We start from the raw sequence: 11,086 nt of genomic DNA on the forward strand, positions 1-11,086 counted from the left end.
CGAGGGGCGCGTCCAGCACCTCGCTGGGCGCGTCGACGTCCCGGTCGGCGCCGCATCCGCCATCCGGCCGGGCTCGCCCGCGCCGACCTCGGATGCCGAACGCCTCGGACTGGCGGGCGAGGCGCTCGGCGCCGACGCGACCCTCGTGCAGTTCTCGACGGAGTTCTGCAGTCGTTGCCCGGGCACGGCCCGCGCACTCGCGGAGCTCGCGTCGGAGTACCGCGACGTGCGCCACGTCGACATCGACCTCACCCACCGGCGCGACCTCGCCGACGCGTTCCGCGTGACGCAGACGCCGACCGTGCTCGTGCTCGGGGCCGACGGGCGGGCGACGGCTCGCGTGACCGGCGTGCCGCGCATCGGCGCTCTCCGCGACGAACTCGACACCACCACCGGGAGGTCCCGTGTCCGCCACCACGCCTGAGTCGCGCGCCGCATCCGCCGGCCGCCCCGGCATCGACCCGCGCGGGCCGCGCTTCTCCGCCGCGATCACCTCCGTCCTGCTGCTCGCGGTCGTCGTGCTCGGCGTCGGCGGGCTCGACGTTGCGGCGCTCGTGCTCCTCGTCATCCTCGCGGCGCTCTTCGCGTGGGGCGCGATCGCCGGGGTCGCCCGACACCCGTTCGGCCTGCTCTACCGGGCCCTCGTCCGTCCGCGGCTCGCGCCGCCCGCCGAGCTCGAGGACCCGCGCCCGCCGACGTTCGCCCAGCTCGTCGGCCTGGTGGTCACGGCGACGGGCGTCGTGCTCGGGATGCTCGGCGTCGCGGCGGCCGTGCCGATCGCCGCGGCCGCGGCGTTCTTCGCCGCCTTCCTCAACGCGGCGTTCGGGTACTGCCTCGGATGCCAGCTCTACCTGCTGCTCGTCCGCGCCCGCGTCATCAGGGCCGCGTGACCGATCCGCGGAGGACGCGCGGGGCCCGGCGACTGCCGGACGCGGCATCCGCTCGATAGGCTGGGACTTCCGGCTCGAGGAGGAGGACCAATTGGCACTGACGAGCGAATCGACCACGGTCTGGACCGGCAGCCTCTTCGAGGGGTCGGGCACCACGCGCCTCGACTCGTCGAAGGTGGCCGAGTTCCCGGTCAACTGGAAGGCGCGCGCCGAAGGCGAGGCGGGGACCACGAACCCCGAGGAGCTGCTCGGCGCGGCCCACTCGGCATGCTTCTCGATGGCGCTGTCGAACATCCTCACCGAGGCGGGCCACACCCCCGAGAGCATCCAGACCACCGCCGCGGTGACCTTCCAGCCCGGTGAGGGCGTGACGGGCAGCCACCTGCTCGTGAGCGCGCGCGTGCCCGGCCTCGGCGAGGCCGAGTTCGAGGCGTTCGCCGAGGATGCCAAGGTGAACTGCCCGATCTCGCAGGCGCTCACCGGCATTCCGATCACGATCGAGGCGGAGCTCGCGTAGCGGTGCGAGTCCTCGTCGCCGGCGCCTCCGGCTTCATCGGCACGGCCGTCCGTGACCGACTCCTGGCCGACGGCCACGAGGTCGTGCGGCTCGTGCGCCGGCGCGCCCAGTCGACGGACGAGGTCAGCTGGTCGCCGGCGTCCGGCATCATCGACTTCACGATCATGGACCGCGTCGACGCCGTCCTGAACCTCTCGGGCGCCTCGCTCGCGCGGCTGCCGTGGACGCGGCGCTATCGCGACGAGATCCTCGAATCGCGCATCGCGGCCACCAGGACGCTCGCGGACGCGATGCGCAAGGCGCGCACGCCTCCCGCGACCTTCCTCAGCGCGTCGGCCGTCGGGTACTACGGCGACCGACCGGGCGAGCTGCTCACCGAGCACTCCGCCGCCGGCACCGGGTTCCTCGCCGAGGTCGTCGGCCGCTGGGAGGCGGCGGCGCAGCTCGCCCCGCACGAGACCCGGACGGTCGTCTTCCGAACCGGCATCGTCGTGGGCCGCGGCGGTGCGATGCAGCGGATCCGCGCCCTCACGACGCTCGGCGTCTCCGGGCGCCTGGGAACGGGCGGCCAGCACTGGCCCTGGATCGCGCTGGAGGACGAGGTCGACGCGATCCTGCACCTGCTGGACTCGCACCTCTCGGGTCCGGTGAACCTCGTCGGGCCGACGCCCGCGACCGCGGATCGCGTGATGGCGGCGCTCGCCGAGCGGATGCACCGTCCCTACGTCATCCCGGTCCCCGAGAAGCTCCTCGAGGCGGCCCTCGGCAAGGCCGCCGACGACCTGCTGCTGTCGAGCCAGAAGGTGCGGCCGCAGCGCCTCATCGACGACGGCTACCGGTTCCGGCACCCGAGCATCGAGTCGGCGATCGACGCGATGCTCAGTCCCGAGCCCGCTCGAGTTCGATAGCCCGGCGCACCGCACGACGCGCTCGACGCCGATCCCCCGCGGCGTCGTACGCGAGCCCGAGTCGCAACCACGCCCGCCACGAGTCGGGCTCGGACTCGACGGCGGCGCGGAACTCGGGGAACGCGGCGTCCGCCGCACCGCGCTCGGGACGCCCGCTCGCGCGGACCGGGATGCCCAGGTCGAGCGCGCCCTCGGACTCGAGCCGCTCGACCAGCCGCTGCGACCGGATCCCGAACGAGAACTCCCGCCAGATCGCCCAGACGGCCAGGATCGGCAGCACCATGAGCGCCACGCCCATCGCGACGGCGATCGGCTCGCCCGTGAGGACGAACTGCACCGCGCGCCATCCCACCAGCGCGACGTAGAGCACCAGGAGCGCCGCCATGACGACGGCGCCGACCTTCGCGCCGCTCATCGACCGTCGGGAAGCTCGAGGCCGAGGAGCGCATCGAGTCCCACGGTGACCCCGTCGGCCGACGGCGCGCGACGCAGGGCGAGCAGGATGCCGGCCTCGTACGCCGTCGGCGCGATCGTCGAGTGCGTGATCTGCAGGCTCTCCCCGGGAGCGCCGAGCACGACGCGCTGGTCGGCGAGGACGCCGTCCATGCGGAGGCTGTGGATCGGCACGCCGGAGACGAGCTGGCCGCGCGCTCGCTGGTCGGCGTGCGGCGCCGACACCGGGCCGAGCTCGCCGCGCGAGGCGGCGATGAGCTCGGCCGTCCGCACCGCCGTGCCGGACGGCGAGTCGACCTTGCCCGCGTGATGCGCCTCCACGATCTCGATGGAGTCGAAGTGGCGGGCCGCGAAGGCCGCGAACGCCGAGCCGAGCACGCTGCCGATCGAGAAGTTCGGCACGAAGATCACGCCGGACGTGGCGTCGGCCTCGCGCAGGCGCGTCTCGACCTCGGCGATGCGCTCGCGCGACCAGCCGGAGGTGCCGACGACGACCGCGGCGCGCGCCTCGATCGCGGCCTCCACGATCGCGGCACTCGCCGCGGGGTGCGTGACGTCGAGCACGACGTCGGCCCCGGCGAGTTCGTCGAGGCTCGAGGACGAGTCGAGCCCGGCGTGGAGCTCGAGGTCGTCGGCCTCGTCGATCAGTCGGGTCGCGAGGCGCCCCATCTTCCCCGTCGCGCCAGCGACCGCCACCGTGATCGTCACGACGTTCACCCTAGCAACCGGGGCCCCGCGGACCGGCACCGCGCGCGCCGTAGGCTTGGCGCATGCTCCGCTTCCGCGACGCCGCCGTGACCGACCCCGACGCGAACCGGATGCTCGGCGAGTACTTCGCCGAGCGCGCGGAGGGCTTCCCGCCCGAGCAGGGCGAGTACCGCCCGACCTGGCCGGAGGCCGCGCAGTTCACTCCCCCGGCTGGCGTGTTCCTCGTGGTCGAGGACGAGACCGGCGGTGCCGTCGGGTGCGGCGGGATCCGCCGGATCGCCTCCGCCGACGGCGGACTCCTGCGGTACGAGGTCAAGCACCTCTGGCTCGCTCCCACGGCGCGCGGGCGGGGTGGCGGCCGCGCGCTGCTCGGCGAGCTCGAGCGGCGTGCCGTCGCATTCGGCGCCGAGGAGCTGGTGCTCGACACGAACGCGAGCCTCGCCGCGGCGGGCGGGCTGTACGCCGCGAGCGGGTACGTCGCCATCGAGCCCTACAACGACAACCCGAACGCGACCGACTGGTACGGCAAGCGGGTCCAGCCGGCCGCCGGCTGAGCTGCCGGACCGGCGCGCCGCGCGCCGATCGGGGTGCTCAGAGCGCGAACGGCTCCGGCAGTCCGGTGCGCAGCTCGGGCGGCAGGTGCGCGAGGTCGTTGTGCACGACGAGGTTCCACGGCCTGCCGGGTGCGCGCTGCGTCAGGACGGTGAGCCCGCAGTTGGCCTGGTTGATCGTCGCCCAGCGCCACTCGGGTGCGCCGAGCACCTCGCGCACGAACCAGCCGATGACGAAGTTGTGCGTGATGAGCAGGTCGTGGCGGTCCTCGCGATGCGACCGGAGGAACTCGGCGTTCGCGTCGGCCATCTGCGCACGCCCCGCCTCGAAGTCGAGCTCGGTGAAGGAGCCGAAGAACGGCGCGTAGGCGGCCGGAGTCTCGGGCGCCGGTCCCGACGGGACGCAGTCGAACAGCAGCGGCGAGGCCTCGGGCTTCAGCGAGGGCAGCTTCGACGCGATGATGTCGGCCGTCTCGGCGGCGCGCTGCAGGGGCGAGTGGTACGCGGCGTCGAAGGGGATGCCGCCGAGGCGCTCCGCGAGCAGTTCGGCCTGGCGCCGTCCGCGCGGGGAGAGCGGCCCGTCGGGGAGGCCGTGCTCGGCGTCGAGCTGCTCGCCGTGTCGGACGAGGTAGAGGTGGTGGGGCACGTCTGATCCTGTGGTCGGACGTCGCTAGGCGACGTCGGGTCGGGTTTCGGGCTGGTCGACGATCGAGCGGAAGGCGTGCTCGTCGACGGGGCCGACGGCGACGAGCGAGAACGGCCGGGCGGCCAGTTCGCCGGCGAGCGCCCGGACGTCGTCGGCGGTGACGCGTCCGACGCGGCGCAGCGCCTCGTCGAGGTCGGCGAATTCCCCCAGCGCGAGCTCGGCGCGGCCGAGTCGCGACATCCGCGTGTCGGAGTCCTCGAGCGCGAGCGCCGAGGCGCCGCCGAGGTAGCCGATCGCGCGGGTGAGCTCGTCATCGGTGACTCCGTGGTGGGCGAGCCGCTCGAGCTCGGTGCGCATGAGCGCGGCCACGGTGGCGGCGTTCTTCGGCGCGCATCCGGCGTACATGCCGAACACCCCCGCGTCGGAGTACCCCGGTGCGAACGAGTAGACGGCGTAGGCGAGCCCGCGACGTTCCCGGATCTGCTGGAACAGCCGCGACGACATGCCGCCGCCGAAGACGGTGTTGAGCACGCTCAGCACGGCGCGACGGTCGTCCGTCGCGACGAGGCCGGGCACGCCGAGCACGAGGTTGACCTGCTCGCCGGGCCGCTCGACCACGGTGAGCGGCGAGCGACCGTCGACGAGGGCGAGTTCGGCCGGGCGACGGTCGACGGGTGCGGCCGTCTCGGCGAGGTCCCACCCCGCCGCCTCGAGCGCCGCGGAGAGGCGTTCGACGAGTGCGTCGTGGTCGACGGCCCCCGCCGCGGTGACGACGAGATCGCGCGCACGGTAGCTCGCGCGGTAGTGCTCGAGGACCGCGTCGCGGGTCGCGACGCCGATCGCCTCGGGGTCCCCGCCGATCGGGCGGGCCAGCGGGTGGGTGCCGAGCACGGCCTCGAAGAACCGCTCGTTCGCGACGTCGGCCGGATCGTCGCCGGCCATCGCGAGCTCCTCGAGGATGACGCGGCGCTCGCTCTCGAAGTCCTCCGGGTCGAGGACCGACGACGTGAACATGTCGGCGAGGACGTCGACCGCCATGGGCAGGTCGCGGTCCTGCACCTTGGCGTAGTAGCAGGTGTACTCCTTGGCGGTCACGGCGTTGTGCTCGCCGCCGACGGCGTCGAAGGAGATCGCGATGTCGAGGGCGCTCCGCGTCTCGGTGCCCTTGAACAGGAGGTGCTCGAGGAAGTGCGTCGAGCCGAACGTGGCGGGGTGACCGCTCTCCGCGGGGTGTTCGTCCCGCGATCCGACGGCGACCCAGAACCCGATGGTCGCGCTCCGGCTCCCCGGCACCTGTTCGCTGAGCACCCGGATGCCGGACGGGAGGACCGATCGACGCACGAGCGTCTCGCCGGCGGCGGGGAAGGCCAGTTCGGGCTCACCAAGCGGGAGTTCGACGGCGCCGTTCACGCCCCCAGCCTATGTCACCCCCGAGCGACGGGCCCGCGTGTCCGCGCGCGGGGCGGCGACTACGCAGACGCCCGGTCGAGCTCGACGAGTTCGGACCGATGCAGCTCGAGCGAGGCCGCGCCGAGCAGGGCGTCGACCTGCTCGGGCCGGCTCACGCCCGTGACCGGGGCGACGACCGTCGGCCGTGCGAGCAGCCACGCGATCGCGATCGCGGCGGGAACGGTCCCGTGGGCGGCCGCGACCTCGTCGAGCGCGCGGAGCACGCGAAGGCCGCGTCGACCGAGATGGCGGCCCTGTCGCTCACCGCGCGCGTCGCGCCGCACGTCGACTCGACGTCGGATCGCGCCGCCGAGGAATCCGTCGGCGAGTGCGAAGTCCGGCATCACGGGCAGTCCCTGTGCGTGCGCGACGAGTTCGGTGGCGCCCTCGAAGGCGCGGCGCTCCATGAGGTTGTAGCGCGTCGTCAGGGCCTGGAACCTGGGCAGGCCGTTCGCGGCCAGCACGCGGGCCTCGATGAGGCGTTCGGGCGACAGGTCGGACGCGCCGACCGCCAGCACCTTGCCGGAGGCGATGAGCGCGTCGACGGCACCGAGGCTCTCCTCGAGGGGCACCTCCGGGTCGTCGCCGTGGAAGCAGAGCAGGTCGATGCGGTCGGTGCCGAGCCGTTCGAGCGAGGCGTCGACGGCGCGGCTGAGGGCAGCCGGGGCGAGACCCGTGTGGTCGGGGTGACGACCGACCCGCGTGGCGATGCGGACGCGGTCCCGGGCGCCGCGTGAGCCCAGCCACTCGCCGATGATCGTCTCGCTGCGTCCCGCGGCGTAGCTGTCCGCCGTGTCGATCAGCGTTCCGCCCAGCGCGACGAACCGGTCGAGGATGTCGCCGCTCGCCTCCGCGTCGAGGGTCCAGCCGAAGGTGCTCGCGCCGAGCGCGAGCGGATGCACCTCGAAGCCGGTCTCGCCGATCGTGACGCGACGGGGCACCGCGATGGGCCCGGAGTCCGCGTTCGTCGTGATCTGCTCGGTCCCGAGCGTCACGCCCGGGGTGGTCCCCTCGCCGAGCTCACGGGACGCGCTCGCGTGCGCCGGAACGTGTGCGTCCGGCCGGTCGATGACCGCCGGCGCACTCCCGGCGCGCCTGCCTCCCTGCAGTGCGTGTCGTCGTGCCACTCGGTCCTCCTCCCCAGGATTGAAGACGAGCGTATGTCAGGAACGAACGGGGTGGTTGGACATGACGGCGAAGCGTTACGAAACCGTTGGTGAACACCCGGTGACGTCGCGGCACCCTCGAGACGACCACGGCGCGCCCCCTTGAAACATCGCTGAACGATCGTTTAGTATGCTGAACATGCGTTCAATCCGGCCCGAGGACGCCACGACCGCCGCCCGCATCCGCGACGCCGCGATCGCCCGCTTCGGCGCGCACGGCTACGCCGGCACGAGCCTGCGCGAGGTCGCCGCCGACGTCGGCGTCAGCGCCGGGCTCGTCATCCACCACTACGGCTCGAAGGAGGGCCTCCGCCGCGCCTGCGACGACTGGCTCGTGCAGGAGCTCATGGGCGAGAAGGACCGACTCGGCGAGGCATCCGTCGCCGCGACCATCCGCGAATGGCTCGACGACCCGGCTCGGTTCGGCACGTCGATCGCCTACCTCGCCGTCATGCTCGCCGACGGGTCCCCGGGCGCCGACCGCCTCTTCGACCTCCTGCTCGCCGAGACCGGCGCGATGCTCGAGCGCGGCGTCGCCGACGGAAGCATGAACGCGTCCAGCGACCCCGACCTGCGCGCCCTGCTCATCACCGCCTACGGGCTCGCGCCGCTGCTCCTCCGCGGCCAGTTCGCGCGCGTGCTCGGCGCCCCGCTCGACTCCCCCGCGGTCGTGCGACGGATGACCCTGCCGACCCTCGAGTTCTACACCGAGGGGCTCTACGCCGACACGCGCCTGCTCGACGCCGCGCGCGACGCGATCGCCGCCGCATCCGACGCCCACGCGCCCGAGTCCCGCCGGGCGGACCCGGCGCCTCGGGTCCGCTCCGACAAGGGACCCGGGAACCCCGTCCAGGACCCCGACCCGCCGGTCGAGGATTCCGCGCGCGAGTGACGCGCCGCGGCATCCCACACCATCGACCGACGAGAGGACCCACATGACCACCGACACCGAGGCCGCCGTCAGCACGCGCGGCCTGACCAAGCGCTACGGCGCGACCACGGCCCTGCACGGCCTCGACCTCGACATCCCCCGCGGCAGCGTCTTCGGGATGATCGGGCCGAACGGCGCGGGCAAGACGACCACCATGCGGCTGCTGCTCGACATCATCCGCCCCACCGGCGGCGACCTGACGGTGCTCGGCCGCTCGCCGCGCGACGGCGGGGCGGAGCTGCGACGACGGATCGGCTACCTGCCCGGTGAACTGCACCTCGGCACGCGCGTGAAGGGCCGCGAGTTCCTCGCGCACTACGCCGAGATCTCCGGCCCGGTCCGGAAGGGTGCGGTCGACGACCTCGCCGACCGCCTCGGCGTCGACCTCGGCCGGCCCGTGCGCAGCCTGTCCAAGGGCAACAAGCAGAAGATCGGGCTCATCCAGGCGTTCATGCACGAACCGGAGCTGCTCGTGCTCGACGAGCCGACGAGCGGCCTCGACCCCCTCGTGCAGCAGGAGTTCCACGGGATGCTCCACGAGGCGAAGGCCAAGGGGCAGACCGTCTTCCTCAGCTCGCACGTGCTGAGCGAGGTCCAGCAGACCGCGCACGAGATCGCGATCCTCAAGCAGGGACGCATCGTCGAGCGGTCGACCGTCGCGGCGCTGCGCGAGAATGCCGTGCGCCACGTCAAGCTGGTGGTCGCCGAGGCGGATGCCGCGGCGGCGCGTTCCACGCTCGACGCGCTCGCCGGCGTCGCCGACACGGCGTCCGTCGCCAACGGGCCGGGCACGGTCGCGCTCACCGCGACGCTCGACTCGCACGTCGACGCGTTCGTGAAGGCGGTCGCGCTCCTCGACCTCGTCGACCTGACCATGGAGGAACCGGACCTCGAGGAGATGGTGCTCGCGTACTACGGCACCGACCTCTCGTCGACGGCGGAACCCGTCGACGCCGACCGGAAGTCGGCGAAGCGATGAACCGCGTGCTGCCCCTCTTCCGCCGCTCGATGGTCGACGGCTGGCGCGGCCTGCTCGGCTGGACGATCGGCATCCTCGCGGCGCTCTTCCTGTACCTGCCGCTGTACCCGTCGTTCGGCGGCAACGGCCAGATGCAGCAGATCATCGACACGCTTCCGCCGGAGCTGGTCAGGTCCCTGAACTACGACCAGATCGGGTCGGGACCGGGGTACGCGCAGGCGACGTTCTACGGGCTCATCGGCTTCGTGCTCCTCACGATCGCCGCGGTGGGATGGGGCACCGACGCGATCGCGGCCGACGAGGAGAACGGCCAGCTCGAACTGACGCTCGCGCACGGCGTGCTCCGAGGCCAGGTCCTCGCCGAGCGCAGCGCTGCGGTGCTCGTCAGGCTCGCCTGGCTGGCGATCGTGAGCGTGGTGGTCGTCATGGTCCTGAACGAGCCCTCCGAGCTCGGCATCGAGTTCGGCAACCTCGTCGCGACCGCCGTCGCCTTCCTCGGGCTGGTGTCGCTGACCGCGACGGCGGCGATCGGCGTCGGCGCCGTCACGGGCCGCCGGACCTGGGCGGTCAGTGCCGGTTCGGGCATCGCGGTGTACGCGTACGCGCTCAACGCCCTCGGCAACCAGAGCGACGAGCTGTCCTGGCTGCACGACTGGTCGCCGTACAGCTGGGCGTACGGCGACTCGCCGATCCTGAACGGCTGGAACGGCACGATCTGGCTGAACTACGCCGTCGTCGCCGTGCTGCTCCTGGTCGGCTGGCTCGCGTTCCGGCGTCGCGACGTCGCGGTCTGACCGAGCGGATGCCGCGGCCGGCGCCACGTCGTGGGGCGCCGCGCCGCGGCATCCGCTCGCCTATCGGCCGACCTTGCCGAGCAGGCCGGCGATCGGCGCGAGCACGGTCGGGCGGGCGGCGATCCATGCCGCTGCAATGACGACGATCGAGGCGACGAAGATCCAGAAGCCCAGCCAGCCGTCGGCGTCCTGCGCCGCGTACATGTGGTTGAGGTTGCGGAGCGCCCCGGTCAGGAGGACCAGCGTGACGTGCACGACGATGAACGCGACGAAGTACAGCATGACCGGGAAGTGCACGGCGCGCGCCCACTCCACCGGGTAGATCCGGTTCAGCGTCGTGGCGTTCTTCGGCCACAGGCCCGACATCCGCACGCCGGTGATCGCGGCGAGCGGTGCCGCGATGAAGATCGTGGTGAAGTAGGCGAGCACCTGGAGGCTGTTGTAGTTGACCCAGCCGTTCTCGAGCGGCCAGTCGAGCGAGAGGTACTGCAGCCCGGCCGACACCGCGTTCGGGACGACCTCCCAGCTGGTCGGCACGACGCGCATCCACTGGCCCGTCGCGAACAGCAGCACGACGAACACCAGGCCGTTCACGAGCCACAGGACGTCGAGCGACTGGTGGAACCACAGCGTGAGGCTGATCCTGCCCTGGCCGCCCTTCGCCCAGCGCGGCGTCCAGTACGCCGGCGGCCGGCGCTCGGTGCGCACCTGGAGTCCCGAACGGATGATCAGCACGATGAGGAAGACGTTGAAGAAGTGCTGCCAGCCGAGCCACGCCGGGAGCCCGACGGGCGCGCCATCGGGCAGGGGCGTCTCGCCGGGGTAGGTCGCGAGGAAGTCCTGCATGACGTCCAGGCCGAGGAACCACCTCGTGAGCTGGACGACGATGGTCGCGGCGCCGATGATCGCGAGGATCCCGATGACCGATGCCCCGACCCACTGCCTGAGCGTCAGCGGGCCGTATCGCCTGGGGCCGGGCTGCGCAGGGGTGCTCGATGCCGGCGGCGCCGCGGCGGGCGCGACCGACTCCGCAGGTGCGGTGGACCGAGTGGGCGCCTCGGGCACGGTCGCCGCGGAAGCTGCGGGGGCCGGTG

14 protein-coding genes are annotated in these 11,086 nt (G+C 72.9%); 8 read left to right on the plus strand and 6 right to left on the minus strand.

Translation table 11 applies throughout. The features are described 5' to 3' along the window. The 4 genes from ESO86_RS05275 to ESO86_RS05290 all read left to right on the plus strand — a co-directional run. Positions 1-424 (plus strand): thioredoxin family protein (locus ESO86_RS05275; RefSeq protein WP_165307347.1); only part of this gene is annotated, 424 nt, incomplete at its 5' end. Further along, on the plus strand, positions 405-890 hold the full coding sequence (locus tag ESO86_RS05280) for a DUF4395 domain-containing protein (RefSeq protein WP_129233835.1): 486 nt from the start codon (positions 405-407) through the stop codon (positions 888-890). The genes ESO86_RS05275 and ESO86_RS05280, both read left to right, overlap by 20 nt. A 91-nt stretch (positions 891-981) precedes the next feature. After that, complete coding sequence (locus tag ESO86_RS05285) at positions 982-1,407, plus strand: OsmC family peroxiredoxin (protein WP_129233836.1); 426 nt, start codon at positions 982-984, stop codon at positions 1,405-1,407. Positions 1,408-1,409: 2 nt separating this feature from the next. Then, on the plus strand, positions 1,410-2,315 hold the full coding sequence (locus ESO86_RS05290) for a TIGR01777 family oxidoreductase (RefSeq protein ID WP_129233839.1): 906 nt from the start codon (positions 1,410-1,412) through the stop codon (positions 2,313-2,315). Here the strand turns inward: ESO86_RS05290 and ESO86_RS05295 are convergent. Together ESO86_RS05295 and dapB are read right to left on the minus strand one after the other, a co-directional pair. Continuing rightward, positions 2,287-2,730: a tetratricopeptide repeat protein gene (locus ESO86_RS05295; RefSeq protein ID WP_129233841.1), complete on the minus strand. Its 444-nt coding sequence runs from the start codon at positions 2,728-2,730 to the stop codon at positions 2,287-2,289. The genes ESO86_RS05290 and ESO86_RS05295 overlap by 29 nt on opposite strands. Further along, on the minus strand, positions 2,727-3,476 hold the full coding sequence (gene dapB / locus ESO86_RS05300) for a 4-hydroxy-tetrahydrodipicolinate reductase (RefSeq protein ID WP_129233843.1): 750 nt from the start codon (positions 3,474-3,476) through the stop codon (positions 2,727-2,729). The genes ESO86_RS05295 and dapB overlap by 4 nt, the downstream gene beginning before the upstream one ends. A gap of 62 nt (positions 3,477-3,538) precedes the next feature. Between dapB and ESO86_RS05305 the strand changes: the two genes are divergently transcribed. After that, the gene (locus ESO86_RS05305) at positions 3,539-4,030 is read left to right on the plus strand and encodes a GNAT family N-acetyltransferase (RefSeq protein ID WP_129233845.1); all 492 of its coding nucleotides are present in this window, start codon (positions 3,539-3,541) and stop codon (positions 4,028-4,030) included. Positions 4,031-4,067: 37 nt separating this feature from the next. Here ESO86_RS05305 and ESO86_RS05310 read toward each other — a convergent pair whose 3' ends face one another. From ESO86_RS05310 to ESO86_RS05320, 3 genes are read right to left on the minus strand one after another with little or no spacing between them, the layout of a single operon-like run. Further along, positions 4,068-4,673: a histidine phosphatase family protein gene (locus ESO86_RS05310; protein ID WP_129233847.1), complete on the minus strand. Its 606-nt coding sequence runs from the start codon at positions 4,671-4,673 to the stop codon at positions 4,068-4,070. A gap of 24 nt (positions 4,674-4,697) precedes the next feature. Further along, the gene (locus tag ESO86_RS05315; protein WP_129233849.1) at positions 4,698-6,083 is read right to left on the minus strand and encodes a M16 family metallopeptidase; all 1,386 of its coding nucleotides are present in this window, start codon (positions 6,081-6,083) and stop codon (positions 4,698-4,700) included. Between the two features lie 59 nt (positions 6,084-6,142). Beyond that, positions 6,143-7,117: an aldo/keto reductase gene (locus ESO86_RS05320; protein WP_242492213.1), complete on the minus strand. Its 975-nt coding sequence runs from the start codon at positions 7,115-7,117 to the stop codon at positions 6,143-6,145. Between the two features lie 310 nt (positions 7,118-7,427). Here ESO86_RS05320 and ESO86_RS05325 point away from each other — a divergent pair, with 310 nt between their 5' ends. Genes ESO86_RS05325 through ESO86_RS05335 form a run of 3 tightly spaced genes read left to right on the plus strand, consistent with a single transcriptional unit; the run spans position 7,428 to position 9,992 of the window. Next, positions 7,428-8,180 (plus strand): TetR/AcrR family transcriptional regulator, encoded by a 753-nt coding sequence (locus ESO86_RS05325; RefSeq protein WP_165307349.1) that lies wholly within the window; start codon positions 7,428-7,430, stop codon positions 8,178-8,180. A 43-nt stretch (positions 8,181-8,223) separates the two neighbouring features. Next, positions 8,224-9,198, plus strand: coding sequence for an ABC transporter ATP-binding protein (locus tag ESO86_RS05330; RefSeq protein ID WP_129233852.1), 975 nt, complete (start codon positions 8,224-8,226; stop codon positions 9,196-9,198). Then, positions 9,195-9,992 carry an ABC transporter permease subunit gene (locus ESO86_RS05335; protein WP_129233854.1) on the plus strand — a complete coding sequence of 266 codons (798 nt, stop codon included), beginning with the start codon at positions 9,195-9,197 and terminating at the stop codon, positions 9,990-9,992. The genes ESO86_RS05330 and ESO86_RS05335 overlap by 4 nt, the downstream gene beginning before the upstream one ends. Before the next feature lie 60 nt (positions 9,993-10,052). On the opposite strand, the gene ESO86_RS05340 is transcribed toward ESO86_RS05335, so the two are convergent. Continuing rightward, positions 10,053-11,086: cytochrome b/b6 domain-containing protein (locus ESO86_RS05340; protein WP_242492214.1), on the minus strand; the 1,034-nt coding region annotated here is incomplete at its 5' end.

The sequence above is a fragment of the Agromyces binzhouensis genome (assembly GCF_004135055.1).
In the GTDB taxonomy this organism is placed as follows: Bacteria; Actinomycetota; Actinomycetes; order Actinomycetales; family Microbacteriaceae; genus Agromyces; species Agromyces binzhouensis.